The 21,257-nt window shown below is 62.7% G+C and carries 20 protein-coding genes; 11 read left to right on the forward strand and 9 right to left on the reverse strand.

Annotated features, from left to right (window positions below):
• Positions 1 to 29 precede the first annotated feature (29 nt).
• Positions 30 to 851, reverse strand: a complete 822-nt coding sequence (gene aroE / locus AC19YX_RS30060; RefSeq protein WP_078470308.1) for a shikimate dehydrogenase — start codon at positions 849 to 851, stop codon at positions 30 to 32.
• Between the two features lie 18 nt (positions 852 to 869).
• Positions 870 to 1,787: an oxygen-dependent coproporphyrinogen oxidase gene (gene hemF, locus AC19YX_RS30065; protein WP_078470309.1), complete on the reverse strand. Its 918-nt coding sequence runs from the start codon at positions 1,785 to 1,787 to the stop codon at positions 870 to 872.
• A gap of 168 nt (positions 1,788 to 1,955) precedes the next feature.
• Here hemF and AC19YX_RS30070 point away from each other — a divergent pair, with 168 nt between their 5' ends.
• Both AC19YX_RS30070 and AC19YX_RS30075 read left to right on the forward strand, forming a co-directional pair.
• Positions 1,956 to 2,933 (forward strand): quinone oxidoreductase family protein, encoded by a 978-nt coding sequence (locus tag AC19YX_RS30070; RefSeq protein WP_500607698.1) that lies wholly within the window; start codon positions 1,956 to 1,958, stop codon positions 2,931 to 2,933.
• A 609-nt stretch (positions 2,934 to 3,542) separates the two neighbouring features.
• A complete protein-coding gene (locus AC19YX_RS30075; protein WP_500607699.1) occupies positions 3,543 to 4,580 on the forward strand; it encodes a fimbrial protein in 1,038 nt (345 codons plus the stop codon).
• Between the two features lie 108 nt (positions 4,581 to 4,688).
• On the opposite strand, the gene tsaC is transcribed toward AC19YX_RS30075, so the two are convergent.
• From tsaC to AC19YX_RS30090, 3 genes are all read right to left on the reverse strand, one after another.
• Positions 4,689 to 5,246 carry an L-threonylcarbamoyladenylate synthase type 1 TsaC gene (gene tsaC, locus AC19YX_RS30080; protein ID WP_078470313.1) on the reverse strand — a complete coding sequence of 186 codons (558 nt, stop codon included), beginning with the start codon at positions 5,244 to 5,246 and terminating at the stop codon, positions 4,689 to 4,691.
• 55 nt (positions 5,247 to 5,301) lie between these two features.
• Positions 5,302 to 6,408 (reverse strand): DNA-processing protein DprA, encoded by a 1,107-nt coding sequence (gene dprA, locus AC19YX_RS30085; RefSeq protein ID WP_500607700.1) that lies wholly within the window; start codon positions 6,406 to 6,408, stop codon positions 5,302 to 5,304.
• Positions 6,409 to 6,496: 88 nt separating this feature from the next.
• The gene (locus AC19YX_RS30090) at positions 6,497 to 7,525 is read right to left on the reverse strand and encodes a LysM peptidoglycan-binding domain-containing protein (RefSeq protein ID WP_500607701.1); all 1,029 of its coding nucleotides are present in this window, start codon (positions 7,523 to 7,525) and stop codon (positions 6,497 to 6,499) included.
• A gap of 155 nt (positions 7,526 to 7,680) precedes the next feature.
• Here AC19YX_RS30090 and def point away from each other — a divergent pair, with 155 nt between their 5' ends.
• From def to AC19YX_RS30115, 5 genes are all read left to right on the forward strand, one after another.
• Positions 7,681 to 8,187, forward strand: a complete 507-nt coding sequence (gene def / locus AC19YX_RS30095; protein ID WP_020294974.1) for a peptide deformylase — start codon at positions 7,681 to 7,683, stop codon at positions 8,185 to 8,187.
• A gap of 69 nt (positions 8,188 to 8,256) precedes the next feature.
• Positions 8,257 to 9,216, forward strand: a complete 960-nt coding sequence (fmt, locus tag AC19YX_RS30100) for a methionyl-tRNA formyltransferase (protein WP_500607702.1) — start codon at positions 8,257 to 8,259, stop codon at positions 9,214 to 9,216.
• Entirely contained in the window at positions 9,213 to 10,538 is a 1,326-nt protein-coding gene (gene rsmB / locus AC19YX_RS30105) for a 16S rRNA (cytosine(967)-C(5))-methyltransferase RsmB (RefSeq protein WP_500607703.1), read from the forward strand. The genes fmt and rsmB overlap by 4 nt, the downstream gene beginning before the upstream one ends.
• 22 nt (positions 10,539 to 10,560) lie before the next feature.
• Positions 10,561 to 11,934 (forward strand): Trk system potassium transporter TrkA, encoded by a 1,374-nt coding sequence (gene trkA / locus AC19YX_RS30110; protein WP_078470318.1) that lies wholly within the window; start codon positions 10,561 to 10,563, stop codon positions 11,932 to 11,934.
• 99 nt (positions 11,935 to 12,033) lie between these two features.
• Complete coding sequence (locus AC19YX_RS30115) at positions 12,034 to 12,351, forward strand: tetratricopeptide repeat protein (protein WP_500607704.1); 318 nt, start codon at positions 12,034 to 12,036, stop codon at positions 12,349 to 12,351.
• A gap of 62 nt (positions 12,352 to 12,413) precedes the next feature.
• On the opposite strand, the gene AC19YX_RS30120 is transcribed toward AC19YX_RS30115, so the two are convergent.
• From AC19YX_RS30120 to tag, 3 genes are all read right to left on the reverse strand, one after another.
• Complete coding sequence (locus AC19YX_RS30120) at positions 12,414 to 12,653, reverse strand: hypothetical protein (RefSeq protein WP_020294969.1); 240 nt, start codon at positions 12,651 to 12,653, stop codon at positions 12,414 to 12,416.
• A gap of 72 nt (positions 12,654 to 12,725) precedes the next feature.
• Positions 12,726 to 13,613: a lysophospholipid acyltransferase gene (locus tag AC19YX_RS30125; protein ID WP_500607705.1), complete on the reverse strand. Its 888-nt coding sequence runs from the start codon at positions 13,611 to 13,613 to the stop codon at positions 12,726 to 12,728.
• 42 nt (positions 13,614 to 13,655) lie between these two features.
• Positions 13,656 to 14,219, reverse strand: a complete 564-nt coding sequence (gene tag, locus AC19YX_RS30130; protein ID WP_078470322.1) for a DNA-3-methyladenine glycosylase I — start codon at positions 14,217 to 14,219, stop codon at positions 13,656 to 13,658.
• An 81-nt stretch (positions 14,220 to 14,300) separates the two neighbouring features.
• Between tag and glyQ the strand changes: the two genes are divergently transcribed.
• The 4 genes from glyQ to AC19YX_RS30150 all read left to right on the forward strand — a co-directional run bounded on the left by glyQ (position 14,301) and on the right by AC19YX_RS30150 (position 18,705).
• Positions 14,301 to 15,254, forward strand: coding sequence for a glycine--tRNA ligase subunit alpha (gene glyQ, locus AC19YX_RS30135; protein ID WP_003213601.1), 954 nt, complete (start codon positions 14,301 to 14,303; stop codon positions 15,252 to 15,254).
• Positions 15,251 to 17,308, forward strand: a complete 2,058-nt coding sequence (gene glyS, locus AC19YX_RS30140; protein WP_500607706.1) for a glycine--tRNA ligase subunit beta — start codon at positions 15,251 to 15,253, stop codon at positions 17,306 to 17,308. The genes glyQ and glyS overlap by 4 nt, the downstream gene beginning before the upstream one ends.
• Positions 17,309 to 17,318: 10 nt before the next feature.
• A complete protein-coding gene (gmhB, locus tag AC19YX_RS30145; RefSeq protein WP_078470324.1) occupies positions 17,319 to 17,852 on the forward strand; it encodes a D-glycero-beta-D-manno-heptose 1,7-bisphosphate 7-phosphatase in 534 nt (177 codons plus the stop codon).
• A gap of 82 nt (positions 17,853 to 17,934) precedes the next feature.
• Entirely contained in the window at positions 17,935 to 18,705 is a 771-nt protein-coding gene (locus tag AC19YX_RS30150) for a lysophospholipid acyltransferase family protein (protein ID WP_078470325.1), read from the forward strand.
• 231 nt (positions 18,706 to 18,936) lie between these two features.
• Here the strand turns inward: AC19YX_RS30150 and AC19YX_RS30155 are convergent, their stop codons facing one another.
• Complete coding sequence (locus AC19YX_RS30155; RefSeq protein ID WP_500607707.1) at positions 18,937 to 21,240, reverse strand: CHASE2 domain-containing protein; 2,304 nt, start codon at positions 21,238 to 21,240, stop codon at positions 18,937 to 18,939.
• Positions 21,241 to 21,257: the final 17 nt, after the last annotated feature.

Raw genomic sequence — 21,257 nt, forward strand, 5'->3', positions numbered from 1 at the left:
CAAGCTCCTCGCCACACTGTTGCAGCCCGTTACTGCGCCAATTGCCGCCGCAACTCAGCCAGCACCGGCGCGCTGTCCGGGCGCACGCCACGCCAGAGGTAGAAGGCTTCCGCCGCCTGCTCGGCGAGCATGCCCAGGCCATCCATCACCTGCGTCGCCCCGTGCTCCCTGGCCCAACGGCAGAACGGCGTAGGTTCCTTGCCGTACATCATGTCGTAGCACAGGGTGTGGCCGGGCTCGATCAGGCTCCCGGCAATCGGCGGCACATCGCCGGAGAGGCTGGCCGAGGTCGCGTTGATGATCAGGTCCACCGACTCTTGCAACCAGTCGAAACCGCTGGCCGACACCGGCCCCAGGTCGGCGAACAACTCCGCCAGCAGCTCGGCCTTTTCCACTGTGCGGTTGGCGATGATGACCGAGGCCGGCTGTTCCGCCAGCAGCGGTTCCAGGGCACCGCGCACCGCGCCACCGGCCCCCAGCAGCAGGATGCGCTTGCCCTTGAGGCTGAACCCGGCATTGACCGTCAGGTCCCGGACCAGGCCGGCACCGTCGGTGTTGTCCCCCAGCAGGCGGCCGTCGGCGAGCTTGCTCAAGGTGTTCACCGCACCGGCCCGTTGCGCGCGCTCGGTCAGGCTGTCGGCCAGGCGATAGGCTTCTTCCTTGAACGGCACGGTGACGTTGGCGCCACGGCCCTCGGCGAAGAACGCCCGGGCGCTGCCGGTGAAGTCGTCCAGAGGTGCCAGCAGGGTGTTGTAGTCCAGTTGCTGAGCCGTCTGCTCGGCGAACAGGCGATGGATCAGCGGCGATTTGCTGTGGCCGATCGGGTTACCAAAAACGACGTACTGATCCATCTGCTAAAGCCCTTTTGTTCAAGCGGAACCGGCCAGCCAGTCACGGTCTTGCAGGAAGTATTCGGTCAGGCGTGCTTCTTCGCTGCCGGGCTCGGCTTTCCAGTCATAGCCCCAACGCACCTGCGGCGGCAGCGACATCAGGATCGATTCGGTGCGCCCGCCCGATTGCAGGCCGAACAGGGTGCCACGGTCGTAGACCAGATTGAACTCGACGTAGCGGCCCCGGCGGAATTCCTGGAACTCGCGTTGCTGGGCGGTGTAGGCCGCAGCCTTGCGGCGCTGGACGATCGGCAGGTAAGCCTCGATGTAGGCGTCACCGATGGCGCGCATAAAGGCGAAGCTGGTGTCGAAGTCCCACTCGTTCAGATCGTCGAAGAACAGGCCGCCAATGCCCCGTGGCTCGCTGCGATGCTTGATGTGGAAGTAGCTGTCGCACCAGGCCTTGTAGCGTGGATAAACATCGGCGCCGAACGGTGCGCAGGCCTTTTCGGCGACCCGGTGCCAGTGCACGCAGTCCGCTTCATTGCCGTAATAGGGGGTCAGGTCAAAACCGCCACCGAACCACCAGACCGGCTCTTCGCCTTCTTTCTCGGCGATGAAGAAGCGCACGTTGGCGTGGGATGTCGGCACGTGAGGGTTGTGCGGGTGGATCACCAGCGACACGCCCAGGGCCTCGAAACCGCGACCGGCCAGCTCCGGCCGGTGGGCACTGGCCGAAGGGGGCAAACCGCTGCCGAACACGTGGGAAAAGTTGACGCCGCCTTTTTCGATCACCGCTCCGTCGCCAATCACTCGGGTGCGTCCGCCACCGCCGGCCGGGCGGGTCCAGGCGTCCTCGATGAAGCGTGCGCCGCCGTCTTCGGTTTCCAGCGCAGCGCAAATGCGGTCTTGCAGGTCGAGCAGGTAGGCTTTTACGGCCTCGGTGCGGGTAGTCATGGCATCACCTTGAATCGGGGCAAAGCTACGCGGCGCTAGGGATGAAGCAGGGGCCGGCGCAAATGGGCGCGTAGCATAACACTGCACCCCGGCCTGCCGCAGTTGACGAAGGTCAAGCAGAGGAGTCCGATAGAACACTTTCGCGACACGACCGAGGAGAGAATGCAGATGGCCAAACGTATCCAGTTCCGTGCCCATGGCGGCCCCGAAGTACTTGAATATGCGGACTACCAGCCCGCCGAGCCGGGCCCGCAACAAGTCCGTGTCAGCAACAAGGCCATCGGCCTGAATTTTATCGACACCTATTTCCGCAGTGGCCTGTATGCGCCGCCGAGCCTGCCATCAGGCCTGGGCGCCGAAGGCGCGGGCGTGGTCGACGCAGTGGGCAGCGAGGTCACCCAGTTCAAGGTTGGCGACCGTGTGGCCTATGGCAGCGGCCCCCTAGGCGCCTACAGCGATGTGCATGTGCTGCCGGCGGCGAACCTGGTGCACCTGCCGGACTCCATCAGCTTCGAACAGGCGGCGGGCGTCATGCTCAAGGGCCTGACCGTGCAATACCTGTTGCGCCAGACCTACGAGCTCAAGGGCGGCGAAACCGTGTTGTTCCACGCGGCGGCCGGTGGCGTCGGCTCCCTGGCCTGCCAATGGGCCAAGGCCCTGGGGGTAAAACTGATCGGCACCGTCAGTTCGCCGGAAAAAGCCGCCATCGCCAAGGCATTGGGCGCCTGGGAGACCATCGACTACAGCCATGAAGACGTGGCCAAGCGCGTGCTGGAACTGACCGACGGCAAAAAGTGCCCGGTGGTCTACGACGGCGTGGGCAAGGACACCTGGCTGACCTCCCTGGACTGCCTGGCGCCACGCGGGCTGATGGTCAGCTTCGGCAATGCCTCGGGCGCAGTGGAGGGGGTCAACCTGGGAATCCTATCGGCCAAGGGCTCGCTGTACGTCACCCGGCCGACCCTGGCGAGCTACGCCAACAACGCGCAAAACCTGCAACTGATGGCTGATGACCTGTTCGCGATGATTGCCAGCGGCAAGCTGAAGATTGAGATCGGCCAGCGTTATCCACTGTCCGACGCCGCCAAGGCCCACACCGAATTGTCGGCGCGTCGTACCACCGGCTCGACCATTTTGCTGCCCTAAACCCGGCAGGTGCGTGGCGCGAAACAACCACGGCAGGCGTATGAATCCATACATGACCTGGCTAAGTGCGGAGCGCTGCGCACTCAATACAGAGACTCACCACACCGTGGAATATCCATTGATGGAGCCCATATAAAAGCCGATTAGAAGACAAGTCTTGCTCCTCGGCCGTATTACTTTAGCCTCGCCCTGCACAATAGACTTTTACCCTAGTGGTCAGGGCGAACGACCGGGGCCCTTGGGGGTAAAGTAAATTTATTACGAACTCCCGATTGCCGCTCATTCCTCGTTACTTCATTACCGTCCGGGGCGACGTCAAGATTTAAAGTGTATCTCCAAATATTATCAAGACCTCAAACACCACGGACGGGAAAACCAACGCCACGCTCACTGTCTGCATCGACATTCTGTGAATGGACGCAAGGCGCGCCAGGCACGGTTTTACATGCCTGCACCCTAGTTCTACCAACAGGACTTGTCTGAAAAAAATCCAGAAACATAAGTCGCACACCATTCAAAAATCAAAACCTGTTAGGATTTTACCTCCTAATAACTGTAATTAGAAATGCAGAAGACAGATGATGATTTTTCATAAAAAAAGATATTCCCATGCAGTATAAAAGAATACTGATCGCTGCTTTCCTGCCCACACTTTTTCTACCCAGCCTCGCTTATTCCAATCCGCTCAACGCTCTGTGCCGCAGCAGCCCGAACGCCTCTGCAGGTAACAATCAAGCTGAAATACGTTTGACGAGCCTGAAACCGTTCAATGCAGTACCTGTCAATGGCGTATTAGGTACTGCCAACATGACCGGTTCTCTTATATGCGGCGGTAGCAACGGTAGCAGCATGTGGGGCAAAACCTTTGTCATACAAGGTTTCCCCAATAGCGGAGAAAGTGGATACGTCTGCAAGACACAACTAGACGGTGTTGGTATTCGTTATAGAAATGCTGACGGCGGTGGATATACACCCTGTAGCCGTTGGGGGGAATTTTTCAAAATAACAAACGTGGTCAATGGCCAAATATACACCATGAATACTCCACTCGTAGCCGAGCTTATAAAGACCAAGGAAAATACAACCCTACCCCCTGGTACTCATGATGTATTGATTGATCCAAAAAACTCACTCACTTCCTTCTGGCCAGGGACAACTAACAGTAGTGCCTGGGGCAAAATTGTGTTTGTGGCAAATACCAAGTTGCTGGTCAACCCGTGTCACTTCAGCAGTGCGCAAACTAACGTCAGATTTGGAACTGTGCAGGTAGATGATGTGGCAAGAGGGGCTGTAGAAAGGCCGTTCAAGCTTGAGTTCAGTGGTTGTGGCATCCAGAGTAACGCGGAATACTTCAACAACGTTGCATCACTCCGTTTCCTTTCAGCAAACATACGTGCTGATGGCAACCTCGATACCATCCCCTGCGAGAAAGGGTGTGCGAAGGGCACCGTCATTGAAGTGAAGCCTGAAGGGGGCGTAGCTATCAACCTAAATGAAAAGTTCAGACTGAAGAATGGAAACTACAGTATTGGCAATGACACGATCACCCATCAGTTCGTCGCCAAACTTAAACCTGCGACTGCGTCGTCAGTCATTACGCCCGGGCGCACGGACGCCATACTCACCCTAATCATCGATTCTCTCTAGACCGCGCTCGCCTGCATCACAGGGCAAGCAGCACCCAGCATTGCCTGATGTGCCTGCCTGCATGAGCTGGAGCCAGTGACTGTCCTCACAGGAAACTGGCCCGGCTCATCACGCTGAGCGAATGACCTTCCCGCTGGCCAGGTCACGGATAACACTCGGATTCTTGCGCCCACCCAAGCTGCCACCCAGCACCAGATCCAGCTGCCCGCGAAAGTACTGCTCCACGCGGATTCGCGTGCGTGCCGCGGGACGCCCCTGGGGATTGGCCGAAGTGGAAATCAACGGACCGACCAAGGCACACAGCTCACGCACCTGCGGATGGTCGCTGACCCGCAATGCCACGGTGTCGTGGACCCCGGTAATCCATTCCGGCAACAGGTCCTGATGGGGCACCAACCAGGTGTTGGGCCCGGGCCAGGTGCTGGACATGCGCTCGATCCAGGTGTCCGGGAAGTCTTCGAAGAGAAAGTCGAACTGGCGGATGTTATCGGCGATCAGGATCAGGCCCTTGTCCACCGAACGCGACTTGATCGCCAGCAGACGATCCACTGCCTCCTCGTTCCATGGATCGCACCCCAGGCCCCAGACCGCTTCGGTTGGGTAGGCAATTACCGCTCCTGCGCGAATTTCTCGTGCGGCTTGTTGCACGCGCCAACTGCTGACCATTACTGATTCTCCGGGATTAAGGCTGTGCGCAGTTTACCGATCTTGTCTGTAAAACCTAGCTCACCCGCGCAAACCAGCGACCGGACTCACAGACGGCGCGCCCTGCCAATTCCAGCTCCGTAAGTTCACCCAACACCTTGGGCAACGCCCAGCCGCTGGCCGTGGCCAGAGCCTCGCTGGTCTGCGGCGCCGCGTGCAGCAGCTGCAGCAACGGATGCTCGGCGACAGCCGGCGGTGACTCTGTGGATAACCCCAGGTGCTGCCAACCGCGCAGGGCTTCGAGAATGTGTTCGATGGTCTCCACCAGCACCGCGCCATCGCGAATCAATTGATGACAGCCACGGGCCCCGGGGTGATGAATCGACCCCGGAATGGCGTAGACCTCACGCCCCTGTTCCCCCGCCAGGCGCGCGGTGATCAACGACCCGCTGGCGACACTGGCCTCGACCACCAGCACCCCCAGGGACAAACCACTGATGATCCGGTTGCGCCGTGGGAAGTGGCTGGCCTGGGGCCCGGTCTCCAGCGGGAACTCGGAAACTACCGCGCTGCCGCCCTCAATCATCGCCTCGGCCAGGGCCCGGTGGCGCTGTGGATAAAAATTTTCCAGGCCGGTGCCGAGCACGCCCACGGTTTGCCCGCCAACATCCAGTGCAGCCTGATGCGCCGCACCATCGATGCCCAAAGCCAAGCCGCTGGTGATGACAAAGCCGGCCCCGGCGAGGCTGCGGGAAAAAGCCCTTGCCGTGTCCATCCCGGGCTTGGACGCACGGCGGCTGCCGACCATCGCCAACTGCGGTTTTTCCAGAATCCGTGGGTCACCCGCGACAAACAACAGGGGTGGAGCGTCAGGCAATTGCGCGAGCAACGCCGGGTAGCCCGGCTCGCCCAACAGCAGCAAATGCTGGCCCGGACACTCAAGCCAGGCCAATGCACGGCTGGCGCCATCCCGTACTTCGGCACTGCGCCGGGCCTCGGTACAAGCCTGAGGCAACCCCAGGGCACGCCACGCACTGGCCGGCGCGCTGATGGCCTTGGAGGCCGAACCAAAGGCGTCGAGCAAGCGCTGAAAACGCCTCGGACCTAGCTCCGGCAGGCGATGCAAACGTAAACGCGCTTCCAGTTCCGCGGGGGAAACCTGGGCAGTGACAGGCTGGGTCATAGGATCATCCTTGATCGTTATAAGCCCCGCTGTGGCGGGAATAAGCTGTGGATAACTCTGTTGGTAACTTGTTGAGGAATGGGCTGCTTCAAGGGTTGCGCAGCTTGTCCTGCACTGCCAGCGAACGCGAGGCGCTGAGCACCAATCCATAGCTGAGCCGGTCATAGGTTCGAAACACCATCAGCAGTCCGGCACGTTCGTCGGGAATCTTCACCTGTTCACCGGCGACCCGGTCACGCACGGTTTCGCCGGTCTTCATCACCGCCAGCACGTTGCCGGGTGTCAGGCCGTCCAGCCGGCCCTTGTCCAGGGTCACCACATCCATGGCCCCGACCTGGGTCACCCCACGCGGCACATCGATGATCAGGCCGTCGACGGGGCGATCCGGCGCGCTGGGCACGAAGTTCTCTGCCGCGGGCGGGGCCTGGCTGGGGAACAGGCGATCCCCCGGGCGCACCTCCTGAGTGGTGCGTTGCAGGGCCAAGGTCGCCAGGTCACCGTCGAGCGCCAGCACCTCGCCGCCGCCGATATCGTCGGCATTGATCCCCAATACCTCCTGGCTTTGCGGATCGCGGTAGACCTTGCCCTGACGGAAGATGCCATAGGCCGCGGGCAGCGCCACGTCGAAATGCCCGCGCGCGAACACACGGTCGCCGCTGCCGGCCAGGACCCGCTCGGCATCGCCGGCAACGATATAGGGCGCCTGCCGGAAATCCTCTTCGCGCTCGATCATGCGATTGCCCAGCAGGAAGCTGTCGATGGCGTGCAGTGGCAGAGCCGGTATCGCGTCCACCAGGGGCGTGCGCCGTACTTGCGGGGATAACTTGAGGGTGCCGCGTGAGGTGCCGCGCTCGAGGTTGAGCTGCGGCTGTCCGGAAGCCTGGACCAGGGTCAGGACATCGCCCGGATACAGCAGGTCGGGATCACCGACCTGGGCATTGGCTTTCCACAATGCCGGCCATTGCCAGGGATCACGCAGGAATTGGCCGGCGATGCTCCACAGCGTATCGCCCGCAGCCACCGTATAGCGCTGTGGATAACCCTCCCGAAGTGGCACCTGCGCCTGGGCGATCGCGGCCCAGCCCAACAGCAGCAAGGCGAGTAGTGATTTCCTCATGCGGTGAATCCCTTTATTATGTGCGTTCGCGTGAAACGCCAGAGCCTGCGCGGCTCGCTCCTCCTGCTGGAGCACGTTTTGCAACGGTAGCCCGGGTCCAGCACCTGCAAGGCCACCGACTCCGCCCTTACTTCACACGTGTAGCAATTACGCCTATGGCCATTTTAAACATCCTCGAATTCCCCGATTCGCGCCTGCGCACTATCGCCAAACCGGTGGACGTAGTGGACGACGAAGTGCGTCAGTTGGTCGACGACATGTTTGAAACAATGTATGAAGCGCCCGGCATCGGCCTGGCTGCGACTCAAGTCAACGTACACAAGCGCATCGTGGTCATGGACCTCTCCGAAGACCGCAGCGAACCACGGGTGTTCATCAACCCCGAGTTCGAAGTCCTCACCGACGAGATGGAGCAGTACCAGGAAGGCTGCCTGTCGGTGCCGGGTTTCTACGAAAACGTCGATCGCCCGCAACGCGTCAAGATCAAGGCCCTGGACCGCGACGGCAAGCCGTATGAGCTGATCGCCGAAGGCCTGCTCGCGGTTTGCATCCAGCATGAATGCGACCACCTCAACGGCAAGTTGTTCGTTGACTACCTGTCCACGCTCAAACGTGACCGGATCAAGAAGAAGCTGGAAAAACAGCATCGCCAGAACGCTTGATGCCCTTCTTCCAAAGGCTTGCAGCAGCAAGCCTTTTTCTTTTCCGCATGTTTACCACCGAGAATTCCCATGACTGAGCCACTGCGCATCGTCTTTGCCGGCACCCCGGAATTTGCCGCCGAACACCTCAAGGCCCTGCTCGAAAGCCCGTACGAGATCGTTGCGGTCTACACCCAGCCGGACCGCCCGGCGGGGCGCGGGCAAAAACTGATGCCGAGCCCGGTCAAGCAGCTGGCCCTGGAACACGACATCGTGGTGCTGCAACCGCCGACCCTGCGTGCTCCCGAAGCCCAGGCCGAATTGGCGGCGCTCAAGCCCGACCTGATGGTGGTGGTGGCTTACGGCCTGATCCTGCCGCAGGTGGTGCTGGATATTCCGCGCCTGGGCTGCATCAACAGCCACGCTTCGCTGCTGCCACGCTGGCGTGGTGCGGCGCCGATCCAGCGCGCGGTGCAAGCCGGCGACGCGATGAGCGGCGTGACCGTGATGCGCATGGAAGCCGGCCTGGACACCGGGCCGATGCTGCTCAAGGTCAGCACCCCGATCACCGCCGAAGACACCGGTGGCAGCCTGCACGACCGCCTGGCGCACATGGGCCCACCGGCCGTGGTGCAGGCCATCGCTGGCCTGGCTGCCGGCACCTTGCACGGCGAAGTGCAGGACGACACGCTCGCCACCTACGCCCACAAGCTGAACAAGGACGAGGCGCGTATCGACTGGAGCCGCCCGGCCGTTGAGCTGGAGCGCCTGGTGCGCGCCTTCAACCCGTGGCCGATCTGCCACAGCAGCTTGAATGGCGAAGCCTTGAAAGTCCTGGCCGCGCAACTGGCTGAAGGCCAGGGCGCACCGGGTGAAATCCTCGGCGCCAGCAAGGACGGCCTGATCGTCGCCTGCGGTGAACAGGCGCTGTGCCTGACCCGCCTGCAATTGCCCGGCGGCAAGGCCCTCAGCTTCAGTGACCTGTTCAACAGCCGCCGCGAGAAATTCGCCATCGGCACGGTCCTCGGCCAAACGGTAGACGCCCAATGAACCCGCGTCTGGCCGCCGCCAAGGCCCTGGCAGCCGTACTCAACGGCAAGGCATCGCTCAACAGCTCGCTGCCGACCCAGCTGGACAAGGTCGAAGACCGCGATCGCGGCTTCACCCAGGACCTGGCCTTCGGCACTGCGCGCTGGCAGCCACGGCTGTCGGCACTGGCGGCCAAACTGCTGCAGAAGCCGTTCAAGGCAGCCGATGCCGATGTCGAGGCCCTGCTGCTGGTCGGTCTCTACCAACTGCTCTACACCCGGGTTCCACCCCACGCCGCCATCGGCGAAACCGTGGGTTGCGCCGACAAGCTGAAAAAACCCTGGGCCAAGGCCCTGCTCAATGCCGTGCTGCGCCGCGCCCAGCGTGAAAGCGAAACGCTGCTGGCCGAGCTGGAACATGACCCGGTGGTGCGCACAGCCCACCCGCGCTGGCTGCAAAAGTCGCTCAAGGCGTTCTGGCCCGAGCAGTGGGAGGCCATCTGCGCGGCGAATAACGCGCACCCGCCGATGATCCTGCGGGTCAACCGCCGTCACCATTCCCGTGATGCCTACCTCGGGCTGCTGAGCGCCGCCGGTGTAGCGGCCACGCCTTGCGTGTACAGCCAGGATGGCATCGTCCTCGACGCCGCCGCCGATGTGCGCGGCCTGCCGGGCTTTGCCGAAGGCTGGATCAGCGTGCAGGACGAAGCCGCGCAACTGGCCGCCGACCTGCTGGACCTGGCCCCCGGCCAACGGGTGCTGGACGCCTGCTGCGCACCGGGCGGCAAGACCTGCCACATCCTTGAAGTCGAGCCCAAGCTGGCCGGCGTGGTCGCCGTCGACCTGGAAGCCAAGCGCCTGGTGCGCGTGCGGGAAAACCTCGAACGCCTGGGGCTGGCCGCCGAACTGATCGCCGCCGATGGCCGCGACACCCAGGCCTGGTGGGACGGCAACCCGTTCCAGCGGATCCTGCTGGACGCGCCATGCTCGGCCACCGGGGTCATCCGCCGCCATCCGGACATCAAGCTCACCCGCCAAGCCGACGACATCGCCGCCCTCGCACAGCTGCAAGGCGAGCTGCTGGACGCGCTGTGGCCAACCCTCGACGTCGGCGGGATCCTGCTCTACGCCACCTGCTCGACCCTGCCCACTGAGAACACCGCAGTGATCGAAGCGTTCCTGGGGCGCACCCCGGGAGCTCGCGAATTGGACATCGCCGGGCAAAACGGGCAGCCTGCGGCCGGCTTGAAGCAACCCCACGGTCGTCAGTTGCTGGCTCAGCAAGGCGGCCATGACGGGTTCTACTACGCCAAGCTGATCAAGATCGCCGCCGCGCGCGGTTAACCGGGTTTAAGGGAGTGACTGGATGAAGATCATCATCCTCGGCGCAGGGCAGGTGGGTGGCACCCTGGCGGAACACCTGGCCAGCGAAGCCAACGACATCACCGTGGTCGACACCGACGGCGAACGCCTGCGGGACCTCGGCGACCGCCTGGACATCCGCACCGTGCAGGGCCGCGCCTCGTTCCCGACGGTGCTGCGCCAGGCCGGTGCCGACGACGCCGACATGCTGGTGGCGGTGACCAACAGCGACGAGACCAACATGGTCGCCTGCCAGGTCGCCCACACCCTGTTCCACACCCCGACCAAGATCGCCCGGGTGCGCGAAGCCGCGTACCTGACCCGCGCCGGCCTGTTCGACAACGACGCGATCCCGGTGGACGTGCTGATCAGCCCCGAGCAGGTGGTGACCAACTACATCAAGCGCCTGATCGAACACCCCGGCGCCCTGCAAGTGATCGACTTCGCCGAAGGCAAGGCGCAGCTGGTGGCGGTCAAGGCCTACTACGGCGGCCCGCTGGTGGGCCAGCAACTGCGCCAGTTGCGTGAGCACATGCCTAACGTCGATACCCGGGTGGCGGCGATCTTCCGTCGTGACCGGCCGATCATGCCCAAGGGCGATACGGTGATCGAAGCCGACGACGAGGTGTTCTTCATTGCCGCCAAGGCCCACATCCGAGCGGTGATGAGCGAGATGCGCCGCCTTGATGAAACCTACAAGCGCATCGTCATCGCCGGTGGCGGGCAGATCGGCGAGCGTCTGGCCGAGGCCATCGAAAGCCGCTACCAGGTGAAGATCATCGAGATGAACCCGGCGCGCTGCCGCTACCTCTCGGACACCCTGGACAGCACCGTGGTGCTGCAGGGCAGCGCCTCGGACCGCGACCTGCTGCTGGAAGAGAACATCGCCGACGCCGACATCTTCCTGGCCCTGACCAACGACGACGAGGCCAACATCATGTCGTCGCTGCTGGCCAAGCGCCTGGGGGCGAAGAAGGTCATGACCATCATCAACAACCCGGCCTACGTCGACCTGATCCAGGGCGGCGATATCGACATCGCCATCAGCCCGCAGTTGGCCACCATCGGCACCCTGCTGGCCCACGTGCGCCGTGGCGATATCGTCAGCGTGCACTCCCTGCGCCGGGGCGCGGCGGAGGCGATCGAGGCCATCGCCCATGGTGACGCCAAGTCGAGCAAGGTGATCGGGCGCGCCATCGAGAACATCGGTCTGCCGCCGGGCACCACCATCGGCGCGATCATTCGCGATGAAGAAGTGCTGATCGCCCACGATGACACCGTGATCGAGGCCGGCGATCACGTGATCCTGTTCCTTGTGGATAAAAAGCACATCCGCGACGTGGAAAAACTGTTCCACGTCGGCCTGAGCTTCTTCTAACCCCTCGCGCTCGCCTGTGGCGGCTGCCCCAGGCTCGGGCGCGTTGCCACAGCCGCTGTGCTTCTTGCACAACCAAAACTATCCACAGGACCCAAGACCATGCTGGATTCCCTGGAAAAAATGCTCGCCAAGGGTGTGGATAACGCCCTGTTACGCTTCGGCCTGGGCAAGGGCTACCTGGACCTCGGTGAACCCGCCAAAGCCGCCGAGCACCTGCAACGCTGCGTGGCCTTCGACCCCAAGTATTCGGCCGCGTGGAAGCTCCTGGGCAAGGCCTTCCTGGCCCAGGCCGACTATCCGGCCGCACGCCAGGCCTGGGAACAGGGCCTGGAAGCCGCCCGCGCTCATGGCGACAAGCAGGCAGAAAAGGAAATGACCGTCTTCCTCAAAAAGCTCGAGCGCCACTCCCAACCGTAAATCCCCCCGACCGTCCCAACCCGCGCCTCGGCGGCTACAGGGTTGAGGGGCGGTTGGAGGGTTCAGAGATAGCGCAGCGCAATGCCTTGCGCGTCGACCTGCACCACTTCCATGCGCACTCGCGGCGCAATGACCGGCAAGCCCTGGACCTGTCCATAGACCACCGCGCCCTTGGGCAGGGCGGCCAGGATCGGGTTTTGTACATACACGCCGCTGGACGACAGGTTGCGCGTCTGCCCCAGGCACTCGCCGAAGCTCTCGTGCTGGATGGTGATGCGGAAGGATTTACGCTGATCGGACATCTGTTGCGCCCTTGCTCGTCAGGTGTGGATAACTTCAGGCATGAAGTTATCCACAGATCATGCCAGCTCTTGTCAGTACCAGCGCTCTTCGCCGGGCGGACGTTTCTTGAAGCGTTTCATGCTCCACATGTACTGGCTCGGATACGCCGCCACATAGCGCTCGACCACCTTGCTCATGGCCGCGCAGGACACCTGGGTATCGGTGCTGTACATCGCTTCGGGTGCCGCTTCGAGGATCACCTTGTAGCCTGAACCGTCAGGCAGGCGCAGGGCGTGCAGGAATACACCCACCGCCTTGCCCCCGGCCAGCATGTTCGGCACGAACTTGCTGGTGAGCGCCTGGGTGGCGAAGAAGGGCACGAAGATCCCGGCGGATTCGGCCGGTTCCGGGTCGGCGGGAATCCCCACTGCCCCCCCTTTGCGCACTTCCTTGATGACACTGAGGATGCCTTCCTTGGTGGACGCGGCAACGCGATTGCCCAACTGCACCCGCTGTTTGCGCAGCAGATCATCCACCGCCTTGAGCTTGGGCGGACGGTAGAAAATGATCGGTTTGCACTGGTTGCAATAGAAGTGGTTGAGCACCTCCCAGTTGCCCAGGTGGCTGGTGATGCCGACCACGCCCTTGCCCGAGGCCAGAGCCTCCTTCAGCACCTCCAGGCCCTGGACTTCACGCACCAGGTCGATGGAGCGCTGGGCCGGCCAGATCCAGGCGCAGGCGCTTTCGGTCAGGGACTTGCCGATGTCTTTCAGGCTCTGTCCCACCAAACGCTCGCGTTCGGCGGGGTCCATTTCAGGGAAGCACTTGGCCAGGTTGATCCGCACCACATCGCGGGAACGGTTGGGGGTTTTCCACATGATCCAGCCAATGGCCGAACCGACGGCCTGCACTGCGCGCCACGGCAGCAGGGCAAACAACCGCAGAGCGCCCACCAGCAGGGCGCCTTTGAACTTATCCACAAGTGACTCCTGAGCTGTTGGTCATGACCTAGTCGCAGCCGGCTATTCTAACCGCGCGTTGGCGAGGAAGGCGTAGCGATCACAGTCACGGGTGTGATCCATGACCATGCCCGAGGCCTGCATCAAGGCATAACAGATGGTCGGTCCGACGAACGTGAAGCCGGCTTTCTGCAGGCCCTTGCTCATCGCCTGGGCCTCGGGCGTGACCGCCGGCACTTCACTGCGGTCCTTGAAATGATTGACTTTGGGCACCCCGCCGACAAACGACCAGAGCAGACCCACCGGGTCTTCCAGCTCCAGCCAGGCCTGGGCATTGCGCCGGGCGGCGTTGAGTTTGAGGCGGTTGCGGATGATCCCGGGGTCGAGCATCAGCTCGTCGATTTCGGCATCGCTCATCTGCGCCACCCGCTGCACATCGAAGCCGAACAGCACCTGGCGATAGCGCTCGCGCTTCTTCAAAACGGTGATCCATGACAGCCCGGCCTGGAACCCTTCGAGCAATAACAACTCGAACAAGCGCTGCGCATCGCGTAGCGGCACGCCCCACTCCTGATCGTGATAAGCCATGTACAGCGGATCATCGGAACACCAAAAGCAGCGTGGCATAAGGCTCCAGGGGGCGTGCGCACGACCGAATCGGGTATACTCCCGCTCCTTAAATCGCAGCCCAAGTAACAGGTGAATTTCGTGAGCCAGCCTACGCCAGCCGTGCGTACCTTCCAAGACTTGATCCTCGCCCTCCAGCAATACTGGGCCGAGCAAGGTTGTGTGGTACTTCAGCCCTACGATATGGAAGTAGGCGCCGGCACTTTCCACACCGCTACCTTCCTGCGGGCTATCGGCCCGGAAACCTGGAACGCCGCTTATGTGCAGCCCAGTCGTCGCCCGACTGACGGCCGCTACGGCGAAAACCCAAACCGCTTGCAGCACTACTACCAGTTCCAGGTGGTATTGAAGCCCAACCCGGACAACTTCCAGGAGCTGTACCTGGGTTCGTTGAAGCACGTGGGCCTCGACCCGCTGGTGCATGACATCCGTTTCGTCGAAGACAACTGGGAATCGCCAACCCTCGGCGCCTGGGGTCTGGGCTGGGAAGTCTGGCTCAACGGCATGGAAGTCACCCAGTTCACCTACTTCCAGCAAGCCGGCGGCATCGAGTGCTACCCGGTCACCGGCGAAATCACCTACGGCCTGGAACGCCTGGCCATGTACCTGCAGGGCGTGGACTCGGTGTACGACCTGGTGTGGGCCGACGGCCCGTTCGGCAAGGTCACCTATGGCGACGTGTTCCACCAGAACGAAGTGGAGCAGTCGACCTACAACTTCGAACACGCCAACGTCGAGAAGCTGTTCGAACTGTTCGACTTCTATGAAAGCGAAGCCAAGCGCCTGATCGAGCTGGATCAGCCGCTGCCGTTGCCGAGCTACGAAATGGTGTTGAAGGCTTCCCATACCTTCAACCTGCTGGACGCCCGCCGTGCCATCTCGGTAACCGCGCGCCAGCAATACATTCTGCGAGTCCGCACCCTGGCGCGTTCCGTTGCGCAAGCCTACCTGCTGGCCCGTGCCAAGCTGGGCTTCCCGATGGCGACCCCGGACCTGCGTGACGAAGTGTTGGCTAAGCTGGAGGCGGCACAATGAGTGCGCAAGATTTCCTGGTTGAACTGGGCACTGAAGAACTGCCACCCAAGGCCCTGAATACCCTGGCCGAAGCCTTCCTGGCCGGCATCGAGAAAGGCCTGCAGGCCGCTGGCCTGGGCTTTGAAGCCAAACAGGTCTATGCCGCGCCACGGCGCCTGGCGGTCCTGATCACCGCGCTGGCCACCCAGCAGCCTGATCGAAGCATCAACCTCGACGGCCCGCCACGCCAGGCCGCGTTCGACGCGGAAGGCAACCCGACCCAGGCAGCCCTGGGTTTCGCCAAGAAATGCGGCGTCGAGCTCAGCGAAATCGACCAGAGCGGCCCGAAACTGCGCTACAGCCAGAGCATCAAGGGCAAGCCGACTGCCAGCTTGCTGCCGACCATTGTCGAAGACTCGCTGAACGACCTGCCAATCCCCAAGCGCATGCGCTGGGGTGCCCGCAAGGAAGAGTTCGTGCGTCCGACCCAATGGCTGGTGATGCTGCTCGGTGACCAGGTCATCGATTGCACCATCCTGGCCCAGAAAGCCGGTCGTGAATCCCGTGGCCACCGTTTCCATCACCCGGAAACCGTGCGCATCAGCTCGCCGGCCAGCTACCTCGACGACCTGCGCGGCGCCTACGTGCTGGCAGACGCCAATGAGCGTCGCACGCTGATCAGCAAGCGCACCGAAGAACTGGCGCGCCTGCAGGAAGGCACCGCCATCGTGCCGCCAGCCCTGCTCGATGAAGTGACCGCCCTGGTCGAATGGCCAGTGCCGCTGGTGTGCTCGTTCGAGGAGCGCTTCCTCGACGTGCCGCAAGAAGCCCTGATCATCACCATGCAGGACAACCAGAAGTACTTCTGCCTGCTGGACGTCGACGGCAAATTGCTGCCGCGCTTCATCACCGTGGCCAACATTGAAAGCAAGGACCCGCAGCAGATCATCGCCGGTAACGAGAAAGTCGTTCGTCCGCGCCTGACCGATGCCGAGTTCTTCTTCAAGCAAGACAAGAAGCAGAAGCTCGAAGACTTCAACTTGCGCCTGCAGAACGTGGTCTTCCAGGAAAAACTCGGCAGCGTCTACGACAAGGCCGAGCGGGTTTCCAAGCTGGCCGCCTTCATCGCCCCACGCATCGGTGGCGACGCCCAGCGCGCGGCCCGTGCCGGCCTGCTGTCCAAGTGCGACCTGGCCACCGAAATGGTCGGCGAGTTCCCGGAGATGCAAGGCGTTGCCGGCTACTACTACGCCCTCAATGACGGCGAGCCGCAAGACGTTGCCCTGGCGCTGAACGAGCAGTACATGCCCCGTGGCGCCGGCGCGGCCGAACTGCCGAGCACCCTGACCGGTGCGGCGGTGGCCATTGCCGACAAGCTTGACACCCTGGTGGGGATCTTCGGCATCGGCATGCTCCCGACCGGCAGCAAGGACCCCTATGCCTTGCGCCGTGCGGCCCTGGGCGTACTGCGTATCCTGATCGACAAGAAGCTCGACCTGGACCTGACCGAAGCCGTGGCCTTCGCCGTCAACGCTTTCGGCAGCAAGATCAAGACCGCCGGCCTGGCCGACCAGGTGCTGGAATTCGTCTTCGACCGCCTGCGTGCGCGTTATGAAGATGAAGGCGTGGACGTGGCCACCTACCTCTCGGTGCGTGCACTGAAGCCGGGCTCGGCGCTGGACTTCGACCAGCGCGTACAAGCCGTGCAGGCCTTCCGCAAACTGCCGGAAGCCGCCGCACTGGCCGCCGTGAACAAGCGTGTATCGAACCTGCTGAGCAAGGTCGAAGGCAGCGTGCCGAGCACCGTGGAAGCCAAGTACTTCGACAACGCCAACGAGTTCTCCCTGTATTCGGCGATCCAGCAAGCGGATCAGGCGGTGCAGCCAATGGCCGCAGCGCGTCAGTACAGCGAGACCCTGGCCCGCTTGGCCGCCCTGCGCGAGCCGGTGGATGCGTTCTTCGAAGCGGTGATGGTCAACGCTGAAGACGCCAACGTACGGGCCAACCGCTATGCGCTGCTGGCGCGTCTGCGGGGCTTGTTCCTGGGCGTTGCCGACATCTCGCTGCTGGGCTGAGGGGCTGCTGGTGAAACTGCTGATTCTCGATCGGGACGGGGTGATCAACTACGACTCCGACGCTTACATCAAGTCGGTGGAGGAGTGGCACCCACTCCCCGGATCGATCGCGGCCATCGCGCAGTTGAGCAAGGCCGGCTGGACGGTAGCGGTCGCTACCAACCAGTCGGGCATCGCTCGCGGCTACTACGATATCGCCACCCTCGACGCCATGCATGAGCGCCTGCGGGCGCTGGTGGCCGAGCAGGGTGGCGAGGTCGGGCTGATCGTCTACTGCCCACACGGTCCCGATGAGGGTTGCGCCTGTCGCAAACCCAAGCCGGGAATGCTGCACGCCATTGCCGAGCACTATCAGGTGCCCCTGACCGGTCTATGGTTTGTAGGCGACAGTCTCGGTGACCTGGAAGCGGCCAAGGCCGTCGACTCTCAGCCAGTTTTGGTAAAAACCGGGAAAGGCACAAAGACCCAGGGCTTGAACCTGCCGGTTGGCACCTTGATTTTTGACGACCTGGCGGCTGTTGCCGCTGAACTTATCCACCACTAAAGCTCTTCTGAAATCCTGATCAAGGACTGTTCGGGGGTGCGCTTTTAATAGGCGGGCAGTGCCCGCAACGGTAAATGCCGCTATGTCGATCGTGCAGGCCATCAGAACTTTTTTCTTTTACCTGCTGCTGGGCACCAGCTCGTTGCTGTGGTGTTCCCTGAGCTTTTTTATCGCGCCTTTTTTGCCGTTCAAGGCGCGCTACCGCTTTATCAACGTTTACTGGTGCCGCTGCGCGTTGTGGCTGACCAAGGTTTTTCTCGACATCCGTTTTGAAGTCAAAGGCGCCGAAAACATCCCGGACCGCCCCTGCGTGATTCAGTCGAACCACCAGAGCACCTGGGAGACGTTCTTTCTCTCGGCGTACTTCGAACCTCTGAGCCAGGTGCTCAAGCGCGAGTTACTGTTTGTGCCGTTCTTCGGCTGGGCCATGGCCATGCTGCGGCCGATCGCCATCGACCGCGACAACCCCAAGGCCGCCTTGAAAGTGGTCGCCAAGAAGGGCGATGAACTGCTCAAGGACAACGTCTGGGTACTGATTTTCCCCGAGGGCACCCGGGTCCCCTACGGTCAGATCGGCAAATTTTCCCGCAGTGGCAGCGCCCTGGCGGTGAATGCCAACTTGCCGGTCCTGCCGATTGCCCACAACGCGGGCAAGTTCTGGCCGAAGACCGGTTGGGCCAAGCGCTCCGGCACCATCACCGTGGTGATTGGCGAGCCGATGTATGCCGAAGGCTCGGGACCACGGGCCATTGCCACCCTGAACGACCGGGTACAGGCCTGGAACGAACAGGCACAACGGGACATGGGTTCACTGCCGCCAGTGAGCGCCGAAGCGGAGTCGCTGGCGTCCTGAGTATCTGTGGATAACCTGTGTACGGTTTTCTGTCTAATCGGCGAAATAGCTTCGTAAATTTATGATTTATATACATATTTCCGAAGCTCATAAAACGCCGAAAAACGTGCATAAGTTTTTCGCAGCCCCTCGCGAGGGCCGAACTCGCGAGGCTGCGCTGGACCTGTAACACGCCGTCCATGCACCTGACACCCCCACGGCGGCCAGCAGCCTGGCAGCAGCGGCCACGGGTTACTCTTCCAGCAGTGGCAGTTGCAGGGTGAAGGTCGAGCCTTGCCCCAGTTGACTGCGGCAGATGATCCGCCCCTGATGGCGCTCCACCACGGCCTTGACCATCGACAACCCCAGCCCCAGCCCATCAATGCCCTGGGCCGAGGAAAATCTCTGGTACTGACCAAACAGCTGCGGCAGATCCTGGGCGGCGATGCCTTTGCCCTGGTCGCTGATCTCACAGCTCAGCCAGCCCTCGCGGCAACTGACATGCACGCTCACCACAGAGCCCTCGGGGCTGTACTTGATCGCGTTCTCCAGCAGATTGAACAACGCCCGCGTGAGCAGGGACTGATCGGCCAGGACCATGCCTTCGGCATCTTCGTCGAGGTCGTGGACCAGGGTGATGCGCTTCAACTGGGCAATGGTCGCCGCCAGGTCGAACGCATCCAGCACCAGCATCGCGAAGATGCTCGGCTGGAACTGATAAGCCTCGGACTCGGCCTTGGCCAACTGCACAAAGGCTTCGGTCAGGCTCAGTGCGCGGCGTACCTGCTGTTCGATCTGCAGGTACACCTGGTTCTCACCGGGCGCCTGATGGCGCTGCACATCGAGCAAGGCGAGGATCGCCGAGTGGGGCGCGCGCAAGTCATGGGACAGAAACCGCAGCAGCACCGCGCGCTGCTGCTCGGCATCGCGCTCGACGCTGAGGTCGGTGAAGCTCAGCAGCCAGCCGATCGGTGTATCGCTGTCAGCTGGCAGCAACGGGGCCCGATCCAGGCGCAGGCTGCGCTCTTGGGTATCGCGAAACTCCAGGCACTGCAGTTGCGACAGGTCAGGCGACGAACCCTGTGGATAACCCAGCTCCGCCAACTGGGCGAGCAGTTCAGTGCCCAGCAGCGGGTTGGCGAACAGTTCGCGGGCCTTGCGATTGGCCAGCAGGATCCTGCCATCGGGGTTGCTGATCAGCGTCGCCACCGGCAGGTACTCCAGGCCATCGGCGATAAACCGGCGAGTGTCGCGGGTGCGGCTCATGGCCTGTTCCAGGGCGACAATCTGCCCCTGCAATACATCGCCGGACGCGACCGGGGTATGGCGGCGCTCGGGCAGAACCTTGGGTTCGCTGTCCAGGCGCGCCAGCTCCCAGCCGAAATAAGCCAGGATCACGCTCAAGCGCCGCCAATTCCAGATCAGGTACGCCAGCAGCATCCCCAGCAGGCTGGCTGCGGGCGACCACCAGCCGCCCGCCCGCAGCAACAGTGCCGAGCCCAGCAATGCCAGGCCCATGCACCCCAGGGTCAACCACAGCGCATGGCGTGGGCGCCACAACAGCAGGCCGAGCAGGGCGGCCACCAGGGCCACCGACAGCAGGGTCGCCGGCCAGTTGCCCAGCGCCACGATACTGCGCTGCTGCAATAAACCGTTAAGCAGGTTGGCCTGGATCTCGATGCCGGGAGTGGTCCCCAGGCTGGCCGACTGCGGCGTGACGTAGCGATCACCCAGGCCCGGGGCCGTGGAACCGATCAGGATCAAGCGGTCACGCAGCAACTCCGGCGGCACGTCGCCACGCAACACACTGACATAGGGCACGCTGGGAAAACCGCCCGCCGCGCTGATGAAGGGAATCCGCACCTCATGGGCTCGCAGCCAACCCTGGGCCAGCTGAGGCTCGGCAGAGCCGGGCAGGGTCGCAGACGAGCCGGCCGGCCGCGTCATTTCATACAGCAGCCAGGCCAGTTGCGCCTTGGGGCTCTGCGCCAAGCCCTCACGCAAATACACGCTGCGCACAATGCCGTCGGCATCAGCCTGGGCATTGATATGCCCCACGGCCTTGGCACAGTCGCGCAACACGGCCACCGGTTCGATCTCACCCAGGGGTTGCCCATAGCGGGCGACGCTTTCGCGCAGCAACGGCAACAGCACATTGCCCGAGCGACACAGGGCCTGGGCCAGGCGCACATCGTTATCCGGCTGGCTGTCGGGCTCGCTGAAAATCACATCGAACAGCACGCCCCGAACCTCGGCCTCGCGCAAGCGGTCCAGCAGATCCGCATGCAGCGACCGCGGCCAGGGCCATCGGCCGAGTTGTTGCAGGCTGTAGTCGTCGATGGTGACGATCAGGATTCGCGGGTCGACGGGCAGGGGGCTGAGCCGGTTCAGGCTGTCGTACAGCAGGTTGTTCAGCGCCAGCCCCGGGGTCAGGGACAACAGGGCGGTCAGGGGCAGCAGGATCAGGCTGACCCAGAGCCATTCCCGTACCAGACCGCGAAACAGGCGCTGAGCCTGGGTCGGCTCCCGACCTTCCACACGGCGCCAACGCTTCATCGGCAGCAGGCCGCAGG

The organism is Pseudomonas sp. MF09150 (genome assembly GCF_059862355.1).

Excerpts from the sequence above, each read along its gene's own strand:
- AC19YX_RS30075 (WP_500607699.1), top strand. The coding sequence starts at position 3,543 with ATGCAGTATAAAAGAATACTGATCGCTGCTTTCCTGCCCACACTTTTT.
- AC19YX_RS30150 (WP_078470325.1), top strand. The coding sequence starts at position 17,935 with ATGTCGATCGTGCAGGCCATCAGAACTTTTTTCTTTTACCTGCTGCTG.
- def (WP_020294974.1), top strand. The coding sequence starts at position 7,681 with ATGGCCATTTTAAACATCCTCGAATTCCCCGATTCGCGCCTGCGCACT.
- AC19YX_RS30115 (WP_500607704.1), top strand. The coding sequence starts at position 12,034 with ATGCTGGATTCCCTGGAAAAAATGCTCGCCAAGGGTGTGGATAACGCC.
- tag (WP_078470322.1), bottom strand. The coding sequence starts at position 14,219 with ATGCCACGCTGCTTTTGGTGTTCCGATGATCCGCTGTACATGGCTTAT.
- dprA (WP_500607700.1), bottom strand. The coding sequence starts at position 6,408 with ATGACCCAGCCTGTCACTGCCCAGGTTTCCCCCGCGGAACTGGAAGCG.
- rsmB (WP_500607703.1), top strand. The coding sequence starts at position 9,213 with ATGAACCCGCGTCTGGCCGCCGCCAAGGCCCTGGCAGCCGTACTCAAC.
- hemF (WP_078470309.1), bottom strand. The coding sequence starts at position 1,787 with ATGACTACCCGCACCGAGGCCGTAAAAGCCTACCTGCTCGACCTGCAA.
- glyS (WP_500607706.1), top strand. The coding sequence starts at position 15,251 with ATGAGTGCGCAAGATTTCCTGGTTGAACTGGGCACTGAAGAACTGCCA.
- tsaC (WP_078470313.1), bottom strand. The coding sequence starts at position 5,246 with ATGGTCAGCAGTTGGCGCGTGCAACAAGCCGCACGAGAAATTCGCGCA.
- fmt (WP_500607702.1), top strand. The coding sequence starts at position 8,257 with ATGACTGAGCCACTGCGCATCGTCTTTGCCGGCACCCCGGAATTTGCC.
- AC19YX_RS30090 (WP_500607701.1), bottom strand. The coding sequence starts at position 7,525 with ATGAGGAAATCACTACTCGCCTTGCTGCTGTTGGGCTGGGCCGCGATC.
- aroE (WP_078470308.1), bottom strand. The coding sequence starts at position 851 with ATGGATCAGTACGTCGTTTTTGGTAACCCGATCGGCCACAGCAAATCG.
- AC19YX_RS30120 (WP_020294969.1), bottom strand. The coding sequence starts at position 12,653 with ATGTCCGATCAGCGTAAATCCTTCCGCATCACCATCCAGCACGAGAGC.
- AC19YX_RS30070 (WP_500607698.1), top strand. The coding sequence starts at position 1,956 with ATGGCCAAACGTATCCAGTTCCGTGCCCATGGCGGCCCCGAAGTACTT.
- trkA (WP_078470318.1), top strand. The coding sequence starts at position 10,561 with ATGAAGATCATCATCCTCGGCGCAGGGCAGGTGGGTGGCACCCTGGCG.
- AC19YX_RS30155 (WP_500607707.1), bottom strand. The coding sequence starts at position 21,240 with ATGAAGCGTTGGCGCCGTGTGGAAGGTCGGGAGCCGACCCAGGCTCAG.